Origin of the sequence: Pantoea sp. SOD02 (assembly GCF_024707505.1) — a bacterium.
Taxonomy (GTDB): Bacteria; Pseudomonadota; Gammaproteobacteria; order Enterobacterales; family Enterobacteriaceae; genus Pantoea; species Pantoea symbiotica.
The window spans coordinates 820,517-838,205 of the sequence record NZ_CP102604.1; the positions used below are offsets into that span (position 1 = coordinate 820,517).

A 17,689-nucleotide genomic window follows, 5' to 3' on the forward strand; every position below is an offset into this window, starting at 1 on the left:
TAACGGAGAGAAATCATGTTTGAACCTATGGAATTAACCAATGACGCGGTGATTAAAGTCATCGGCGTCGGCGGTGGCGGTGGCAACGCCGTAGAGCACATGGTACGCGAGCGTATCGAAGGTGTGGAATTCTTCGCTGTAAACACCGACGCGCAAGCGTTGCGTAAGACAGCGGTCGGCCAGACGATCCAGATCGGGACCAATATCACTAAAGGTCTTGGTGCAGGTGCGAACCCAGAAGTGGGTCGTAACTCTGCAGAAGAGGATCGCGAAGCACTGCGTGCTGCGCTGGATGGTGCAGACATGGTGTTCATCGCAGCAGGCATGGGCGGCGGTACCGGTACCGGTGCAGCGCCAGTTGTGGCTGAAGTGGCAAAAGATTTGGGTATCCTGACTGTTGCGGTGGTGACTAAGCCATTCAACTTTGAAGGCAAAAAGCGTATGGCTTTTGCTGAGCAGGGTATCGCAGAACTGTCGAAGCATGTCGATTCACTGATCACTATTCCAAACGACAAGCTGTTGAAAGTTCTGGGTCGCGGTATTTCTCTGTTGGATGCGTTCGGTGCAGCCAACGACGTATTGAAAGGCGCAGTACAGGGTATCGCTGAACTGATTACGCGTCCTGGCCTGATGAACGTCGACTTCGCGGACGTGCGTACCGTGATGTCAGAAATGGGTTACGCCATGATGGGTTCCGGCGTGGCATGTGGTGAAGACCGTGCAGAAGAAGCGGCAGAAATGGCGATCTCTTCTCCACTGTTGGAAGACATCGATCTGTCTGGCGCGCGCGGCGTGCTGGTCAACATTACTGCGGGCTTCGACCTGCGTCTTGATGAGTTCGAAACCGTGGGTAACACCATCCGCGCCTTCGCATCTGACAACGCAACCGTAGTTATCGGTACTTCTCTGGATCCAGAGATGAACGACGAACTGCGTGTGACCGTCGTTGCAACCGGCATCGGCATGGATAAGCGCCCTGAAATTACTCTGGTGACCAACAAACCGGCCACTCAGCCAGTGATGGATCATCGCTACCAGCAGCACGGCATGGCGCCGCTGCCGCAGGAGCAGAAACCGGCTGCGAAAGTGGTGAATGACCAACCGGCGGCATCCAGCAAAGAACCCGATTACCTTGATATTCCAGCCTTCTTGCGTAAGCAGGCAGACTAAGAATATCCCGAGAATTGGGATTCTCCGCTCTTTGTGCTAAAGTATTCGCCCGCTGGTAATTTATACTGGCGGTCGGACAGGTAATATTGCGAGATAAAGCGATGATCAAACAAAGGACATTAAAACGTATTGTTCAGGCGACTGGTGTCGGTTTACATACCGGCAAGAAAGTCACACTGACGTTACGCCCTGCGTCGGCTAACACCGGGGTCATCTATCGTCGCACTGACTTGAATCCACCGGTAGATTTCCCGGCTGATGCAAAATATGTGCGCGACACCATGCTGAGTACTTGCCTGGTGAATGATGAAGGCGTGCGTATTTCAACAGTCGAACATCTGAACGCCGCATTGGCGGGCTTGGGCATCGACAACATTATTGTTGAAGTTGATGCACCGGAAATCCCGATTATGGATGGCAGTGCCGCGCCTTTTGTCTATCTGCTGATGGACGCAGGTATCGAAGAGCTGAACAGCGCGAAGAAATTCGTACGCGTTAAGCAAGCGGTGCGTGTGGAAGATGGCGATAAGTGGGCCGAGATCAAACCGTATAACGGTTTCTCACTCGACTTTACTATCGACTTCAAACATCCAGCGATTGACTCAAGCTCGCAGCGTTACCAGCTCAACTTCTCGGCTGAGAACTTTGTTCGCCAAATCAGCCGTGCGCGCACTTTTGGCTTTATGCGTGAAATCGAATATCTGCAGTCTAAAGGCCTGTGCCTGGGCGGTAGTTTAGATTGTGCGATTGGCCTCGATGATTTCCGCGTATTAAACGAAGACGGTCTGCGCTTTGAAGACGAATTTGTTCGTCATAAAATGCTCGATGCGATTGGCGACCTGTTCATGTGCGGCCACAATGTTATCGGCGCGTTTACCGCCTTTAAATCGGGTCATGCGTTGAACAACAAGTTGCTGCAAGCGGTTCTGGCTAAGCAGGAAGCCTGGGAATGGGCGACCTTCGAAGATGAAGCTGAACTGCCGCTGGCATTCAAAGCACCAAATTTAGTTCTGGCGTAAGTCAGACATAAAACGGCAGGTTTCGCTGACACCCTCTCCGGTCAGTTGAACCTGCCGTTTTTTATTGCCTCGCTTTTAATCCTGCCAAACCGATCTCAATTCGCTGTAGTGAGTGGCGAAACCCTGTACAAAAAAACGTGAATTCCGCCGAAGCCCCTTTAATCACTGGTGTCGAAGCCCCACATAAGTGCTATCATCTGGCGCTCATATAAGCTGGGTAACGCTAATTTTGGCGACCGCTTTATCACTTTATTCAATGCATTGTGGACGGATTGTGATCGGGATTTTCTCACGCTGGCGACAATTAGGCAGACGCTATTTCTGGCCACATCTCCTGTTGGGGATGGTGGCGGCCAGTTTAGGTTTGCCTGCCTGCGCGCAAAGTGCTGAGCCCAAAGCAAATGATTCGCCGATCAGCAGCCTGTTTGTCGGCAATGTTGTCCACTTTGATCATCTTATTCGTCTGCAGGAAAGCGCGCGTCGACCGAATTTTAACGTCGATTACTGGCACCAGCATGCGATTCGCACGGTTATTCGCCACCTTTCGTTTAGCATGACGCCGCCCGCTCAGGCGGAGGCCGATCAAGCTATGCCGCTGGCAGCACAAAAGCTGGCGTTGATTGGTTCGCTTCAGGCGCTGCTGACTTCTCCCGCGCAAGCGCTGGCTGTTGTTGAGCCGCAACAACACCTGCGTCACAACGAACCGCAAATCCATTCCTCTGCTGATTGGCAGGCTGCTATTCATGGCATCCGCGCCGGGCCTTTCATTGCTTAACTGCTAACGTTTTTTCCACATCCTGTATCAGATTTTGCAGTCCGTGAGATCACGGCTGAATTGAGAAAAATTTATTATGTTAATCAAATTGTTAACTAAAGTGTTCGGCAGCAGCAATGATCGTACTCTGCGCCGTATGCGTAAAATCGTAGACGTCATCAATAAGATGGAGCCAGATTTCGTTAAGCTCTCTGACGATGAATTGAAAGCGAAAACTGACCTGTTCCGTGAGCGCCTGAAAAAAGGCGAAAGCCTTGAGAGCCTGATTCCTGAAGCCTTTGCCACCGTACGTGAAGCAAGTAAGCGCGTCTTCGGTATGCGTCACTTTGATGTGCAGTTGATTGGCGGCATGGTGCTCAACGAGCGCTGCATCGCAGAGATGCGTACCGGTGAAGGTAAAACCCTGACCGCGACCTTACCCGCTTATCTGAATGCGCTGAGTGGCAAAGGCGTGCACGTTGTTACCGTCAACGACTATCTGGCGCAGCGTGACGCCGAAAATAACCGTGCGCTGTTTGAATTCCTTGGCCTGACCATCGGTATCAACCTGCCAAACATGCCAGCCGTGGCGAAGCGTGCAGCTTATGCCGCTGATATTACCTACGGCACCAATAACGAATACGGCTTCGACTACCTGCGTGACAACATGGCGTTCAGCCCGGAAGAGCGTGTGCAGCGTAAATTGCATTACGCATTGGTGGATGAAGTCGACTCAATCCTGATCGATGAAGCGCGTACGCCACTTATCATCTCTGGTCCAGCTGAAGACAGTTCTGAGCTGTATACCAAAGTTAATAAGATCATCCCGCATCTGGTGCGTCAGGAAAAAGAAGACTCTGAAACCTTCCAGGGCGAAGGTGATTTCTGGGTCGATGAAAAAGCGCGCCAGGCACACATGAGCGAGCGCGGTCTGGTAAAAGTCGAAGAGCTGCTGGTAAGCCAAAACATCATGGTAGAAGGCGAGTCACTCTACTCACCGACCAATATCATGTTGATGCACCATGTTACTGCGGCGCTGCGTGCTCATGCACTCTTCACTCGCGATGTTGATTACATCGTTAAAGATGGCGAAGTGATCATCGTTGATGAGCACACCGGTCGTACCATGCAAGGTCGCCGCTGGTCAGATGGTCTGCATCAGGCGGTTGAAGCGAAAGAAGGCGTGGAAATCCAGAACGAAAACCAGACGCTGGCTTCCATCACCTTCCAGAACTACTTCCGTATCTACGAGAAACTGGCCGGTATGACCGGTACCGCGGATACTGAGGCATTTGAATTCAGCTCCATCTACAAGCTCGACACAATCGTGGTGCCAACTAACCGTCCGATGGTGCGTAAAGATATGGCCGATCTGGTCTACATGACCGAGAAAGAGAAGATCGACGCCATTATCGAAGACATCCGTGCCTGTACCGCCAAAGGGCAGCCGGTGTTGGTGGGTACCATTTCGATTGAGAAATCGGAAGTCGTTTCCAACGAACTGACGCGCGCGGGCATCAAGCACAGCGTACTGAACGCCAAATTCCACGCCAGCGAAGCAGACATTGTTGCTCAGGCGGGTCAACCTGCAGCGGTTACCATCGCAACCAACATGGCGGGTCGTGGTACCGATATCGTGCTGGGCGGTAGCTGGCAGGCTGAGCTTGCCGCGATGGACGAGCCAACCGAAGAACAGATTCAGGCGATGAAAGAGGCGTGGAAACTGCGTCACGATGCGGTGCTGGCTGCGGGCGGTCTGCACATCATTGGTACTGAGCGTCACGAATCTCGCCGTATCGATAACCAGCTGCGTGGTCGTGCGGGTCGTCAGGGTGATGCTGGTTCTTCGCGCTTCTACCTGTCGATGGAAGATGCATTGATGCGTATCTTTGCTTCAGATCGCGTATCGAACATGATGCGTAAACTGGGCATGAAGCCAGGCGAAGCAATTGAACATCCATGGGTGACCAAAGCGATTGCCAACGCTCAGCGTAAAGTGGAAAGCCGCAACTTCGATATTCGTAAACAGCTGCTGGAATACGATGACGTTGCTAACGATCAGCGTCGCGCCATCTACAGCCAGCGTAACGAACTGCTGGATGTGTCTGATGTATCTGAAACCATCAACAGCATTCGTGAAGACGTCTACAAAACCACCATTGATACCTACATTCCGCCGCAGTCACTGGAAGAGATGTGGGATGTTGCCGGTCTGGAAGAGCGTCTTCGTAACGACTTTGATCTGAATCTGCCTATTGCTGAGTGGTTGGATAAAGAGCCCGATCTTCATGAAGAGACGCTGCGCGAACGCATCATGACTCACGCTGCGGAAAACTATGCTGCCAAAGAAGAAGTGGTCGGCGAAGAGATGATGCGCAACTTCGAGAAAGGCGTGATGCTGCAAACGCTGGATTCGTTGTGGAAAGAGCATCTTGCGGCGATGGATTATCTGCGTCAGGGTATTCATCTGCGTGGTTATGCGCAGAAAGATCCGAAGCAGGAATACAAGCGTGAATCCTTCTCTATGTTTGCGGCGATGCTGGAATCACTGAAATACGAAGTAATCAGCACCCTGAGCAAAGTTCAGGTGCGCATGCCAGAAGAAGTGGAAGCGATGGAGCAACAGCGCCGTGAGGAAGCAGAGCGTTTAGCGCAGCAGCAACAGCTGAGCCACGTTGATGATGCCACCGCCGCAGCCGAAGCGTTAGCCGCACAAGGCGGAGAGCGTAAAGTGGGGCGTAACGATCTTTGCCCATGTGGTTCCGGCAAAAAATACAAACAGTGCCACGGTCGTCTGGCCTGATAAAAAAGGAGCCTTCGGGCTCCTTTTTTTCGCTTACGATCTAGCGAGTTATCGCCATTAGTTTCTCTTCGTTTAGGCGCACGCCATGATACGGCAGCGTCACCAGCAGACCATCCGGCAAGCCAGCTCGCTTTAACAGCGCCCGGCTTTGGAACAGTAGCTGATGGTAATTGTTGTCGCTAATGCTCGGATAGCTCTCATTCCATACCGTGGCAATAATCTGACGCTTTGAGGTAATCCGCAGCAGCAGGCAGGAGAAAAATCGTTTTTGCGCTTCATTCAACGAAATAACTTTGTGTTCAGGCCACCATGTTAAGGTGTTCTGAGCGCTGTCTAACGTCAGGATGTCATGAAATACCAGATGGCGTAGGGCATGTAATTGTTCCGGCGTATTTTGCGCCAGAAACGTTGTTTCTTTGAATTCCATAGGTAATCGGGTTTGGCAGAAGAAAGTGGCTGCGAGTATTCCCAACATTCCCGGTTGCGATCATTACGACATGTCTTAATCACTGGCTTTTGTGCGGCGCGGGACGTCACTTTCTTCTCAACGGTTAACATCACTCCATGTCTGATTTACACTCAGCGCTCATTTATTAAAAGCGGAATCCAGCTTATGAAACACCTGCAGGTTGCGGTGGGCATCATTCGCAATACAGAACGTAAAATCTTCCTGGCCCAGCGTGCGGCAAGCTCCTATATGGCGAATAAATGGGAGTTTCCTGGCGGAAAAATTGAACAAGATGAATCTGCCGAGCAGGCGCTCAAGCGTGAGTTGATGGAAGAAACCGGTATTGAAGTCACATCGGCAAGCGCAATTGGTCAGGCCGATCACAGTTATGAAGATCTGCGCGTTACGCTGCATTTCTTTCTGGTTGAAGGCTGGAACGGCGAGCCTTATGGCCGCGAAGGTCAGCCACAGCGTTGGGTCGAACAGCAGGATTTAGTCGCGGAGGAATTTCCGCCTGCGAACCATGAACTGATTAGCAGATTAGTGGCTGGCGAAATTTAAGTGAAGGGGCGGAAAGCCCCTTACTTTTTACTGCTGTTCTTCGCTCCAGTCATCGCTGTCCGTCTGGTCACCGCTGCTGGGAATGCGTTTCTCTTCTGCTGCCCATTCACCTAAATCAATCAGCTGGCAACGTTTACTGCAGAATGGCCGCCACGGGCTCAACTCATCCCAAATCACATCGCGACGACAGTTGGGGCAAGGTACGGTAATAATCTCTTCCGGCATAACTTCCTCTAACAACAAGCTAATTCAAAATTTAGTCGCGCTGGTACTTCTCCGCGTTCGCTGTCTAACGGCAGGAAACGAATCGCATAACGGCTTTTGTGGCCCGAGACTTGCGGATAGAGCGCGTCTTCCAGCGTCAATTGCAGGCGCAGCAAATCAGATCCTTCGGCGTTATCCTGATAAAAGCCGTTGAGGCTGGTTTGATGACGAAAGACGCCAGACTGACGCACTAAATCGAGGATCATGGTCAAACCATTACGCAGCGGATTCAGTGATTCCAGCCAGCCATTGGCCTGAACATCTCGCACCGCTTGTTCCTGATGCAGCCAGATATGCAGGCTTGGAAGATCGAAACTGCAGCAGCCGCCGGGAATGCTCAGACGCTGACGCACCAGAGCAACCAGGCGATCTTCTCGTAACTGTTGGCCCATGCGCGGTGCCGCCATCAGTTCGCTTGAGTATTGCTTCAACTGCTGACGCAAATTATTCACGCGCAGTTCGTCAATGCCCGGCACATCCAGCCATGCGCGTAACTTTTGCTGTTGGCGCTCCAGTTCTTTTAGCAATTCAGTGCGCATATCGCCGCGCTCAAAAATATCCAGCAAATCACTGAGGATGCGGAACACGCCAAGTGCTGATACCGAACCGCTAACCGGCACCGTTTCATGCAACTGATCAATCAGATATTCGACGCGCAGCCAGGTACGCATCTTCTCATTCAAAGGGTGTTCAAACAGAACCACTGTGCTCATGATGTTAATCCTTTCCGGTTGCTGCCATGCGCAGATAGCGCTGGTGAAGCTCAGCAACGCGCGGTAGCACCTGCTCAGGTGTACCGCTGTTATCAATGATGTCATCCGCACAGGCTATGCGCTGTTCGCGACTGGCCTGTGCGGCAAGAATATTTTTCGCCTGACTCAGCGAAATGCCATCCCGTTGTTGTGTGCGTTGCAACTGCGTGGCGGTATCCACATCCACAACCAACACGCGATCGGCCTGATGCTGTAAGCCGTTTTCGACCAACAGCGGCACCACCCAAAGCACATAAGGTGAAGTAGCCAGTAACTTTAATTGTTGCGTGCGGGCATTAATGAGTGGATGAAGCAATTGATTGAGCCAGTTCTTCTCTTGCGGCTGCTGGAAAATAATTTCACGAAGCCGTGCACGATAGAGCGTGCCTTCTGCCGTCAGAATGGTGTCTCCATGACGTTGAGCAATCGCCTTTAAGGCCGGCGTTCCAGGCTCAACAACTTCTCTGGCAATGACGTCAGCGTCAATAATATCAACGCCTAGCGCTGCGAAAGCATTGGCAATAGTGGTTTTACCACTGCCAATGCCGCCGGTGAGCGCAACGGTATAAGGCATAGCGTTCTCGCAAAATTTATATCGTGAGCGGCGATTAACCACAGCAAGATGAGAGCATGATCACAATCAATTTTCTCAGCTAAATTTAAGGGATTGTAGCCTAAATAAAGTGAAATTCGCAGTCTTGTCGCGGAACGAATGGCGCGTATGATAACGACACTGGAGCCGTGAGCGCTACCCGAACCGCGGTTCGTCGTCACTAACCAGGATAATCAGCTATGCGCATTGAAGAAGATCTAAAACTGGGCTTTAAAGATGTTTTGATCCGCCCAAAACGTTCCACATTGAAAAGCCGTTCCGAGGTTGAACTGGAACGCACCTTCACCTTTAAACACTCAGGCTTGAACTGGAGCGGCATACCGATTATTGCCGCCAACATGGATACCGTCGGTACTTTCACGATGGCTGAAGCCTTGGCGAGTTTTAACGTACTGACCGCAGTGCATAAACATTACAGCGTGCAAGAGTGGCAGACATTTGTGCAGCGCGTGCCAGCGGCGGTGCTGGGTCATGTAATGGTCTCATCCGGTACCTCAGAATCAGATTTCACCAAATTATCCGCCATTCTGGCGTTATCGCCGCAGCTTAACTTTATCTGCATCGACGTTGCTAACGGCTACTCTGAGCACTTTGTTCAGTTCCTGCTGCGCGTACGTGAAAGCTTCCCGGGTAAAACCATCTGCGCAGGTAACGTGGTCACCGGTGAAATGGTGGAAGAGCTGATTTTGTCTGGCGCAGACATCGTCAAAGTGGGCATTGGTCCCGGCTCGGTTTGCACCACACGCGTTAAAACTGGCGTTGGCTATCCTCAGCTTTCGGCCGTTATCGAGTGCGCGGATGCGGCACACGGCTTAGGCGGACAGATCGTCAGCGACGGCGGCTGCTCGGTTCCGGGTGACATTGCCAAAGCTTTTGGTGGTGGCGCAGACTTCACCATGCTCGGCGGCATGCTTGCGGCCCATGATGAGTGCGAAGGAACCGTCGTTGAAGATCAGGGCGAGAAATTTATGCTGTTCTACGGCATGAGCTCCGAATCGGCAATGAAACGCCACGTTGGCGGTGTTGCGCAATACCGTGCGGCGGAAGGAAAAACCGTGCGCCTACCGGTGCGCGGCCCGGTTGAGGAGACGGTTAAAGATATCCTCGGTGGCTTGCGCTCAGCCTGTACCTACGTCGGTGCCGAACGATTGAAAGAGCTGACGAAACGCACCACCTTTATCCGCGTCGCTGAACAAGAGAACCGCGTGTTCACGCGTTGATCTCAGACAACGGGCGCGCATCGCGCGTGCCCGTTAGCGAATTGCATCGCCAAGACCAAATACCGGCAGATACATCGCAATTACTAACGTGCCAACAATTCCGCCAATTACCACCATCATCATCGGTTCCAGCGATGCCGCCAGAGCATCAGCGCGCGCTAACGTTTGTGCTTCATGCCATTCCGCCAGACGCGCCAGCATCACATCCAGCGCACCCGCTTCTTCGCCTACTCGGATTAGCTGGGCACAAAGGGGAGTGAACAGCAGATGTTGTTGCAGCGCCTGATGCAGCGGCGCACCCGCAGCAATGTGTTGCTGCAACTGAATGATGGCATCGCGCCACAACCGGGAAACCAGCGTCACCTCAACCGCCTGCAGACTTTGCAGCAAGGTTAAACCGGATTGCTGCGTAAGTTGCAGGATGGCGTATATCTGGCTGAGCTGCCCGCCGCGCCACAGCGGTGATAACAGCGGCATGCGCAGCAGCCATTGATGGACGCGCTTTTGCCACGCTACTGAACGACGATAAATTTGCTGCACAATCCCGATAAATACGGCGCATATCAGCGACAGCGGCAGTGCAGCTTTTTGCAGCAGTTCTGAGAGCGACATCACTGCGGCAGTAAAAGCGGGCAGCGGCGCATCAAAGCTGGCATAGACGGAGACAAACTCCGGCAACACAAACAGCAGCATGCCAGCACTGACCGCGAACGCCACCAGCAAGATAAACAGCGGATAACGCAGCGCCTTGACCACTTTCTGCCGTAAGTATTGCTGTTTACTTTGCTGCTGTGCCAACTGGCGACAGCACTCATCGAGCTGGCCGGTTAACTCACCCACTTGCATCAAAGCGGGAAACAATGGTGGAAAGATCTGCGGCCACTCCTTCAAGGCTTGCGAGAAGGGCTCACCGGCGATAACGCGGCGCTGCAATCCCTTAAGTAATACCCGCCAACCGGCATGGGAATGGCCTTCTGCCAACAGAATCAAACTTTCCGCCAGCGGCAAGCCGGCCTTCAGCAGCGTCGCCAGTTGCCGCACCAGGTCGATTTTCTGCTGCCACTTCCAGTCGCGCGAACGCCAGCATTTTCCACGCTGCCAGCTCACCGTCAGCATGCCGCGATCGGAGAGTTGATTGAGCAACGTATCCTGGCTGGCATTGAGTGATTCGCCTTCCTGCAGCACGCCCATGGTATCGAGCGCCTGCCAGCGGAAATGATAGAGATTAGCCATCGCCCAATCCCACCACGCGCTGCATCTCTTCAAAGGACGTATCGCCGCGACTTACTGCTTCCAGCCCCGCAGCCAGCAAGGTTTTCATTCCCTGTTCATTTGCCAGCGTGAGCAGATGTTCCAGCGGCATATCAGCCGATATCGCATTTTGCAATTTGCTGGTTACCGGCAAGACTTCAAACAGCGCCAGCCGCCCGTAATAGCCGGAGAAGCAGTGATCGCAGCCGGGCGCTCGCCAGGTTTGCAGCGTACCCGGCCAGAGTTCGGCTGGCAGATGGGCGATAGCTTGTCCCGGCTGGCGACAATGCACGCACAGGCGCCTGACCAGACGCTGCGCCACCACCAACTGCAAAGCGGGACCCAGCAGATAGCCGGGAATATCCATCTGGCGCAGACGTGTCAACGTTTCTGCGGTTGAGTTGGTATGCAGTGTGGAAAGCACCAGATGGCCGGTCTGCGCGGCTTTGACGGCAATGCTGGCCGTCTCGGCGTCACGGATTTCCCCCACCATAATCACATCGGGATCCTGACGCAGTAGGGCGCGCAGTACACGGTTGAAATCGAGTCCGCTGCGCGGCTGGATCTGCGTTTGATTAATGCCATCCAGCGGGATCTCAACCGGATCTTCCACGCTGCATACATTCTTTTCCGGCACGTTCAGCGCGCTTAATCCGCTATAGAGCGTGAAGGTTTTACCGCTGCCGGTCGGGCCGGTGACCAGAATCAAACCCTGCGGTTTCGCCAGCGCACTTTTCAGCAAACGCAGCTGTGCTGCGGGCATGCCGAGTTTATCGAGCGTGATGGCGCTGTTTTCACTTTGCAGCAGCCGTACCACGGCTTTTTCACCCTGACTTACCGGCAGCGTTGAAAGACGAAACGCTGCCAGTTTGTCGTCTATTTCCAGCGTAAACTGTCCGTCCTGCGGTAGACGCCGTTCGGCGATGTCCAATCCACCGAGGATTTTCAGGCGCGCCAAAATCGCAGCGGGTTGTGCTTCTGAGGGCTGAGGCAGTTTGTGCAACACGCCATCGATGCGCAGGCGCACCCGCAATCCATGGCGCTGTGGTTCGAAATGCACATCTGAGGCACGGCGCTGAATGGCCTGACGCAAAATCTGATCGACCGCGTTAATCGCTGACTCCGCGCTGGCATGTTCTCGCGGTGCTGCGGCGGCATCCGGTTCGTGCAGTAACTGCTCAAGGCGTGCTGCAGGCCAGCACTCGACATCCACCTTGCACTGACTAGCGAACTGTAACGCCTCCAGCAGCAGTGGATCGGGCGTGTCGGCTACTGCAACGCGCAGCAGCGTAGCGTCGTGATGCAGAATCACCGCCTGATAACGTGCGCACAACGCATTCAGCGCACTATTAGGATTGTCCATCAGTTGGCATCCTTATCAGCAAAGCGGAACTGCTCGAGGCAGCTATCGCGTAGGCTGCTGTTATCGCTGGTGCAACTGCGTTGCCAGCTCAACGTGCCATCGGTTGCGCTCCAGATTGGCAGCATTTCAACCGTCAATCCGCTGAGACTTTCCTGGCCGGTCAGGTTGATGGTTCCATTAACGACGCTGAGCGTTGCCACATAGCGCGAACCTTTGGCCACCGGAATGCCGGGTTGTCCTGCCTGACACTGCGCCGGTCCGCCACGTTCAATGGCGCAGAGTTCTACGGCTGTTTTGTACGAAACCATGGTTTGCAGCATGTCGGTGAGTGCTGCGCGTTGCAGGTAGTTTTGGTAGGCCGGTAAACCGATGGCGCTGAGAATGGCGACGATGCCAATCACAATCATCAATTCGATAAGGGTAAAACCGCGTTGTCTGTCCATAGTGAGGCTCCTTGTAGTGGAGCCGTTACGGTAGAAAAGGGCGAGGGAAAGCGGAAGTCAGGCCTGCGCGAGGTTGGAAAGCATCACGCAGAGAATCGTCAGGATTACAGCGGAGAGAGCAGAGTTTTGGAAGCCATCTCGCATATCTGCCGCGCTAACAGGCGGCAGACTTAGAGAATTAGAGTTCGCGGAAACGCATCGACAGATCCAACGCACGCACATGTTTGGTCAGCGCGCCGACAGAAACATAATCAACGCCGGTCTGGGCAATTTGCGGCAGCGTGGTTTCGGTTACGTTGCCAGAGACTTCCAGCAAAGCTCGCTTGTTGGTTAGCGCAACCGCTTCATGCATCATCTCAAGGCTGAAGTTATCGAGCATGATGATGTCCGCTCCAGCATCGATGGCATCCTGCAGTTCCGTCAGCGATTCGACTTCAACTTCTACCGGCACATCAGGCGAGAGCCACAACGCTTTTTCTACGGCGTTACGCACCGAGCCGCTGGCGATAATGTGGTTCTCTTTGATAAGAAAAGCATCCGACAGGCCTAAACGATGGTTGTTACCGCCACCGCACAGCACTGCATATTTCAGCGCGGTACGCAGGCCTGGCAAGGTCTTGCGCGTATCAAGCAGTTGGGTTTCGCTGCCCGCCAGCAGGGCCACATAACGGCTGACCTCGGTGGCCACGCCGGACAGTGTTTGCACGAAATTGAGCGCGGTGCGCTCTGCGGTTAACAGCAGGCGCGCCGGACCGGTAAGCTCGAACAGCAGCTGATCGGCAACCAGTGTTTGTCCATCTTCAACATGCCAGGTAAGAGCGACTTTATTGCCAAGCTGGATAAAGACTTCTTCCACCCAGCGTTTACCACAAAAAACACCGGCTTCACGGGTGATGACTTTTGCCACCGCCTGTTTTTCTGCCGGCAGCAGCAACGCGGTGATATCGCGATCCGCATCCACTTCGCCGCCTAAATCCTCCTGAAGCGCCCGGGCAACGGCTTCCGGGATATCCTGTTCAATACGTTTAATCAGTTCCTGACGGCGATGATCGGGATCGTAACGACGCGTTGCCATGGTTTTGCCACTCCACAAGACGAGATTTTGTGCGCTCACCTTAGCCTGATTTATCGGTCATTGCCAGTTGCTCGCGGTGAAATGTTTAGTATCCTGAACTCACCTGCAGCGGCGCATTAAGTCGCAAGTCTGCTGGATGAAACATGTTATTCTCAGCCTGATTTTGCTTAGGATTTAACAGCATGAAACTGGAAGAGGGCTGGATTACCAGCGCGCGTAAAGTACCTTCACCACACTTCAATCAGCGTCCAAATGATGAAGTGCCCTCGCTGTTGGTGATTCATAACATCAGCTTACCGCCCGGTGAGTTTGGCGGGCCGTGGATCGATCGCTTGTTTACCGGCACATTGCCTGCCGATGCGCATCCCTATTTTGCGGACATCGCCCATTTACGCGTGGCGGCGCACTGTTTAATCCGCCGCGACGGCGAGCTGGTGCAATATGTCTCTTTCGATCAGCGCGCCTGGCACGCCGGCGTGTCGCAGTTTGAAGGGCGCGAAAGCTGCAACGATTTTTCCATGGGCATTGAACTGGAAGGCACCGACACGCTGCCCTATACCGATGCGCAGTACGCGACATTGCAACAGGTGACTCACCTGCTGTTGCAGCACTATCCGTTGACGCCTGCGCGCATCACCGGCCATAGCGATATCGCACCAGAGCGGAAAACCGATCCCGGTTCCTCTTTTGACTGGTTGCGCTATAAAGAATCCATCAGGCAGGAGAATCCCTGAGACAGCAGGAGCAGGTATGACGTTGTTTAGCTTGTTATTAGTTTTAGGTTGGGAACGCCTTTTTAAGTTGGGTGAGCATTGGCAACTGGATCATCGGCTTGAGCCGCTGTTTCGTGGCCGCCAGCGTTTTTCCCTGCTGCGCACGCTGATGATGACAGTGATAGCGATGCTGATCGTCTGGCTGGTGGTGTGGAGCCTGAAAGGCATTCTGTTTGGCGTGGCGCAACTGTTGTTCTGGATTGTGGTGGGATTGCTGTGTATCGGCGCGGGTTCGGTGCGACTGCACTATCACAGTTATCTCAAAGCCGCGAGTCATGACGATGAAGCGGCGCATCAGGCGATGGCGGCCGAACTGACGCTGATTCACGGTGTGCCGGTCGAGTGCAGTGAGCGCGAGTTCCTGCGTGAACTGCAAAACGCGCTGATTTGGATTAACTTCCGTTTCTATCTTGCGCCGCTGTTCTGGTTTGTGGTCGGCGGACCTTACGGCCCAGTGCTGCTGGTGGGCTATGCATTTCTGCGCGCCTGGCAGAGCTGGCTGGCCAAACATCATTCGCCGCTGGAGCGCTCGCAGTCTGGCGTTGATCGTCTGCTGCATGTGCTGGACTGGATCCCGGTGCGTTTGGCCGGCGTGGCTTACGCGTTGCTCGGCCACGGTGAACGTGCGCTGCCAGCCTGGTTTGCCGCGCTGGGCGATCTGCATCGCCCACAATATCAGGTGCTGACCAGCCTGGCGCAGTTCTCGCTGGCACGCGATCCGCACATGGATAAAGTCGAAACGCCACGGGTTGCGGTGGCGTTGGCGAAACGTATTTCTCTGGTGCTGGTGGTGGTGGTCGCGCTGTTGACTATCTACGGCACGCTGGTGTGATCGGCGGGCGGCACGCCGAAATCCGGTGTGCCGTCTTCGCGCCAGTCAAAGTATTTCAAACGCGTATGGCGATTCGGATCCCATAGCGGATCGCCCTCAATTTCGGTGTAATTGCGCGCGTGATACACCAGCACCGCTCTTCCCGCTTCATCCACCGTAAAGCTGTTGTGTCCCGGTCCGTATTGCTGATTATCCCAGCTGGTGGCAAATACCGGCCGCGCGGACTTATGCCAGGCGCTGATGTTGAGCGGATCGGCTAACACATCAATGCTTAATATTCCCAGGCAGTAATTTTCATCAGTCGCGCTGGCGGAATAGGTGATAAACAGCTTGTCGCCATGCTGAATTACCGCCGGTCCTTCGTTGACGCTGAATCCCGCGCACTCCCATTCATACTCCGGTCGGCTCAACATCAGCGGGGCGCTTTTCAACGTCCACGGATTGAGTAACTCAGCGAGATACAGGTTGGAGTTTCCGGGAATCGCCGGATCTTTTTGCGCCCACAGATACCAGTGTTTGCCTTGATGCTGGAAATACGTCGCATCGAGAGAGAAGGAGTCGATGGGCGTATGTACGCGGCGGCAGGGCTGCCAGTTACCGCTTAGCGGGTCGGCATCATTACATACCAGCGCATACATGCGGTGCTGGAACAGGCCATCTTTAATTGCACGCGTCGGTGCGGCGGCGAAATAGATCACCCATTGCCCGTTGATGTGATGCAACTCCGGTGCCCAAATCAGCGCGCTGAACGGGCCGGTATCCGGCTTGTGCCACACCGTTACCGCTTCTGCCTCAATCAGGCCAGCCAGCGTCGAGGCATAGCGAATCTCCAGTCGGTCATATTCCGGCACCGAGGCGATAAAGTAGTAGCCATCGGCATGGCGCAGAATAAAGGGATCGGCGCGTTGAGTAATAAAAGGATTGGGCCAGCTCATTTGATCTCTCCAGGTTGCGCAGTCGCAGAGGACGCGATAGGGGATTCGTGGTGTGAATGGGCACGGCGCAGCGCCAGATCGGCCTGAATCGTACGCATTAAGTTGCGATCCACTTTCATTAAACGCACTACGCCGGCGGTAATCAGATATCCGACGCCCGGAATCACCGTGAACAGCAGCATGATGCCGTTTATGGCGTTAGGTGCCTGCTGTTTTGCGCCAGCATCGTAGCCGTAAATTGACAGCATGAAACCGACCATCGCGCCTGCAACCGCCAATCCTACTTTGAGGAAGAACAGGTTGCCGGAGAAGCTCATGCCGGTGATGCGTTTGCCGGTTTTCCATTCGCCGTAATCATCCACGTCGGCCATTAGCGACCAATGCAGCGGCGACGGAATTTGATGCAGGATATTCAGCAGGAAGTAGGCGATCACCACCGCGACGGTGGCGTGTGGATCAATCCAGTAGAAGCCGCAGGAGAACAGCGCCAGCGCGATGTTGGTCCAGAAGAACACCTTGAGCTTGCACCAGCGATCGGTGAGGATTTTCGCCAGCGTGCTGCCAAACATCATGCCGATCACGCCAAGGCTGATAAACAGCGTGGCAAAGTGCGTTGATTGCCCCATCACCCAGGTGACGTAATACATGGTGGCGGCCATGCGGATAAAACCGGGGCAGACGTTGCAGAAGGTCAGCAGCAGAATGCGTACCCACTGATCGTTTTTCCATACGTCGCGCAGGTCTTGTTTCAAATCATCGTTGCTTGGCGTGGCAGGGCGAATGCGCTCACGCACCGTGGCAAAGCAGAACAGGAACATCACCAGACCAATCAGCGCCAGCACGCTCATCGCCAATTGATAGCCGCGTGCTTTGTTGTCGCCGCCAAACCATTCGGCCATCGGCAGCAGCGAAAGTGAGAGGATCAGCGTGGCAATCCCCACCATCACAAAGCGATAAGACTGGCAGGAAACGCGCTCTCCGGGATCGTTGGTAATCACGCCGCCCAGCGAGCAGTAAGGAATGTTGATGGCGGTGTAAGTGAGTGACATCAGGAAGTAGGTGACAAATGCCCAGATGACCTTGTTGTCGTAGCTCCATTCAGGTGTGGTGAACATCAACACGCTAAACAGCACGTAAGGCACGGAAACCCACAGCAGCCACGGGCGGAAACGGCCCCAGCGGCTTTGCGTGCGGTCGGCAATCGCGCCCATGATCGGATCCGTAACCGCGTCGAGTACGCGCACTGACAGCAACAGCGTGCCGACCAGCGCCGGGGCTAAACCGAATACATCAGTGTAGAAATAATTGAGGAACAGCATGATGGCACCGCCAATCATGTTGCATCCGGCATCGCCCATGCCATATCCCAGTTTCTCCCTGAACGAGAGGGCTGCTCCTTTCATTGATCGTCTC

At 54.0% G+C, this 17,689-nt stretch carries 18 protein-coding genes; 8 read left to right on the forward strand and 10 right to left on the reverse strand.

All coding sequences use genetic code 11. The features are described from left to right. Positions 1-15 precede the first annotated feature (15 nt). From ftsZ to secA, 4 genes are all read left to right on the forward strand, one after another. Complete coding sequence (gene ftsZ / locus NR302_RS03700) at positions 16-1,170, forward strand: cell division protein FtsZ (protein WP_008108602.1); 1,155 nt, start codon at positions 16-18, stop codon at positions 1,168-1,170. Positions 1,171-1,271: 101 nt separating this feature from the next. After that, positions 1,272-2,189 (forward strand): UDP-3-O-acyl-N-acetylglucosamine deacetylase, encoded by a 918-nt coding sequence (gene lpxC, locus NR302_RS03705; protein WP_256695610.1) that lies wholly within the window; start codon positions 1,272-1,274, stop codon positions 2,187-2,189. Between the two features lie 274 nt (positions 2,190-2,463). Next, the gene (gene secM / locus NR302_RS03710) at positions 2,464-2,964 is read left to right on the forward strand and encodes a secA translation cis-regulator SecM (protein WP_258144597.1); all 501 of its coding nucleotides are present in this window, start codon (positions 2,464-2,466) and stop codon (positions 2,962-2,964) included. 76 nt (positions 2,965-3,040) lie between these two features. Beyond that, a complete protein-coding gene (gene secA / locus NR302_RS03715) occupies positions 3,041-5,746 on the forward strand; it encodes a preprotein translocase subunit SecA (RefSeq protein ID WP_061718120.1) in 2,706 nt (901 codons plus the stop codon). Between the two features lie 40 nt (positions 5,747-5,786). Here secA and NR302_RS03720 read toward each other — a convergent pair whose 3' ends face one another. Next, entirely contained in the window at positions 5,787-6,221 is a 435-nt protein-coding gene (locus NR302_RS03720) for a response regulator (protein WP_258144598.1), read from the reverse strand. A 138-nt stretch (positions 6,222-6,359) separates the two neighbouring features. On the opposite strand from NR302_RS03720, the gene mutT reads away from it, so the two are divergent. Then, entirely contained in the window at positions 6,360-6,755 is a 396-nt protein-coding gene (gene mutT / locus NR302_RS03725; RefSeq protein ID WP_258144599.1) for an 8-oxo-dGTP diphosphatase MutT, read from the forward strand. 27 nt (positions 6,756-6,782) lie between these two features. On the opposite strand, the gene yacG is transcribed toward mutT, so the two are convergent. Genes yacG through coaE form a run of 3 tightly spaced genes read right to left on the reverse strand, consistent with a single transcriptional unit; the run spans position 6,783 to position 8,345 of the window. Further along, positions 6,783-6,980 (reverse strand): DNA gyrase inhibitor YacG, encoded by a 198-nt coding sequence (yacG, locus tag NR302_RS03730; RefSeq protein WP_008108590.1) that lies wholly within the window; start codon positions 6,978-6,980, stop codon positions 6,783-6,785. An 8-nt stretch (positions 6,981-6,988) separates the two neighbouring features. Further along, on the reverse strand, positions 6,989-7,732 hold the full coding sequence (gene zapD / locus NR302_RS03735) for a cell division protein ZapD (RefSeq protein WP_258144600.1): 744 nt from the start codon (positions 7,730-7,732) through the stop codon (positions 6,989-6,991). Positions 7,733-7,736: 4 nt separating this feature from the next. Continuing rightward, entirely contained in the window at positions 7,737-8,345 is a 609-nt protein-coding gene (gene coaE, locus NR302_RS03740; protein ID WP_258144601.1) for a dephospho-CoA kinase, read from the reverse strand. A gap of 218 nt (positions 8,346-8,563) precedes the next feature. Here coaE and NR302_RS03745 point away from each other — a divergent pair, with 218 nt between their 5' ends. Next, on the forward strand, positions 8,564-9,604 hold the full coding sequence (locus NR302_RS03745; protein WP_258144602.1) for a GMP reductase: 1,041 nt from the start codon (positions 8,564-8,566) through the stop codon (positions 9,602-9,604). A gap of 33 nt (positions 9,605-9,637) precedes the next feature. Here NR302_RS03745 and hofC read toward each other — a convergent pair whose 3' ends face one another. The 4 genes from hofC to nadC form a co-directional block, all read right to left on the reverse strand. Continuing rightward, positions 9,638-10,837: a protein transport protein HofC gene (gene hofC, locus NR302_RS03750; RefSeq protein WP_258144603.1), complete on the reverse strand. Its 1,200-nt coding sequence runs from the start codon at positions 10,835-10,837 to the stop codon at positions 9,638-9,640. After that, positions 10,830-12,218, reverse strand: a complete 1,389-nt coding sequence (gene gspE / locus NR302_RS03755; RefSeq protein WP_258144604.1) for a type II secretion system protein GspE — start codon at positions 12,216-12,218, stop codon at positions 10,830-10,832. Before gspE ends, hofC begins: the two co-directional genes overlap by 8 nt. Further along, the gene (ppdD, locus tag NR302_RS03760) at positions 12,218-12,661 is read right to left on the reverse strand and encodes a prepilin peptidase-dependent pilin (RefSeq protein WP_258144605.1); all 444 of its coding nucleotides are present in this window, start codon (positions 12,659-12,661) and stop codon (positions 12,218-12,220) included. The genes gspE and ppdD overlap by 1 nt, the downstream gene beginning before the upstream one ends. A gap of 178 nt (positions 12,662-12,839) precedes the next feature. After that, positions 12,840-13,736 carry a carboxylating nicotinate-nucleotide diphosphorylase gene (gene nadC / locus NR302_RS03765; protein ID WP_258144606.1) on the reverse strand — a complete coding sequence of 299 codons (897 nt, stop codon included), beginning with the start codon at positions 13,734-13,736 and terminating at the stop codon, positions 12,840-12,842. 182 nt (positions 13,737-13,918) lie between these two features. Between nadC and ampD the strand changes: the two genes are divergently transcribed. Together ampD and ampE are read left to right on the forward strand one after the other, a co-directional pair. Then, complete coding sequence (gene ampD / locus NR302_RS03770) at positions 13,919-14,470, forward strand: 1,6-anhydro-N-acetylmuramyl-L-alanine amidase AmpD (protein WP_008108575.1); 552 nt, start codon at positions 13,919-13,921, stop codon at positions 14,468-14,470. A 16-nt stretch (positions 14,471-14,486) separates the two neighbouring features. Further along, positions 14,487-15,341, forward strand: a complete 855-nt coding sequence (gene ampE / locus NR302_RS03775; RefSeq protein ID WP_008108573.1) for a beta-lactamase regulator AmpE — start codon at positions 14,487-14,489, stop codon at positions 15,339-15,341. Here ampE and NR302_RS03780 read toward each other — a convergent pair. After that, complete coding sequence (locus tag NR302_RS03780) at positions 15,323-16,276, reverse strand: family 43 glycosylhydrolase (RefSeq protein ID WP_154154173.1); 954 nt, start codon at positions 16,274-16,276, stop codon at positions 15,323-15,325. The two genes, ampE and NR302_RS03780, sit on opposite strands and share 19 nt — an antisense overlap. Continuing rightward, positions 16,273-17,679, reverse strand: a complete 1,407-nt coding sequence (locus tag NR302_RS03785) for a glycoside-pentoside-hexuronide (GPH):cation symporter (RefSeq protein WP_258144607.1) — start codon at positions 17,677-17,679, stop codon at positions 16,273-16,275. Before NR302_RS03785 ends, NR302_RS03780 begins: the two co-directional genes overlap by 4 nt. Between the last annotated feature and the right edge of the window lie 10 nt (positions 17,680-17,689).

Bases quoted from the DNA above. Each gene is read 5' to 3' on its own strand.
- yacG (WP_008108590.1), bottom strand. From the start codon at position 6,980: ATGCCGGAAGAGATTATTACCGTACCTTGCCCCAACTGTCGTCGCGAT.
- mutT (WP_258144599.1), top strand. From the start codon at position 6,360: ATGAAACACCTGCAGGTTGCGGTGGGCATCATTCGCAATACAGAACGT.
- ampE (WP_008108573.1), top strand. From the start codon at position 14,487: ATGACGTTGTTTAGCTTGTTATTAGTTTTAGGTTGGGAACGCCTTTTT.
- ftsZ (WP_008108602.1), top strand. From the start codon at position 16: ATGTTTGAACCTATGGAATTAACCAATGACGCGGTGATTAAAGTCATC.
- zapD (WP_258144600.1), bottom strand. From the start codon at position 7,732: ATGAGCACAGTGGTTCTGTTTGAACACCCTTTGAATGAGAAGATGCGT.
- ppdD (WP_258144605.1), bottom strand. From the start codon at position 12,661: ATGGACAGACAACGCGGTTTTACCCTTATCGAATTGATGATTGTGATT.
- secA (WP_061718120.1), top strand. From the start codon at position 3,041: ATGTTAATCAAATTGTTAACTAAAGTGTTCGGCAGCAGCAATGATCGT.
- lpxC (WP_256695610.1), top strand. From the start codon at position 1,272: ATGATCAAACAAAGGACATTAAAACGTATTGTTCAGGCGACTGGTGTC.
- NR302_RS03780 (WP_154154173.1), bottom strand. From the start codon at position 16,276: ATGAGCTGGCCCAATCCTTTTATTACTCAACGCGCCGATCCCTTTATT.
- NR302_RS03785 (WP_258144607.1), bottom strand. From the start codon at position 17,679: ATGAAAGGAGCAGCCCTCTCGTTCAGGGAGAAACTGGGATATGGCATG.
- NR302_RS03745 (WP_258144602.1), top strand. From the start codon at position 8,564: ATGCGCATTGAAGAAGATCTAAAACTGGGCTTTAAAGATGTTTTGATC.
- coaE (WP_258144601.1), bottom strand. From the start codon at position 8,345: ATGCCTTATACCGTTGCGCTCACCGGCGGCATTGGCAGTGGTAAAACC.
- gspE (WP_258144604.1), bottom strand. From the start codon at position 12,218: ATGGACAATCCTAATAGTGCGCTGAATGCGTTGTGCGCACGTTATCAG.
- nadC (WP_258144606.1), bottom strand. From the start codon at position 13,736: ATGGCAACGCGTCGTTACGATCCCGATCATCGCCGTCAGGAACTGATT.
- ampD (WP_008108575.1), top strand. From the start codon at position 13,919: ATGAAACTGGAAGAGGGCTGGATTACCAGCGCGCGTAAAGTACCTTCA.
- hofC (WP_258144603.1), bottom strand. From the start codon at position 10,837: ATGGCTAATCTCTATCATTTCCGCTGGCAGGCGCTCGATACCATGGGC.
- NR302_RS03720 (WP_258144598.1), bottom strand. From the start codon at position 6,221: ATGTTGGGAATACTCGCAGCCACTTTCTTCTGCCAAACCCGATTACCT.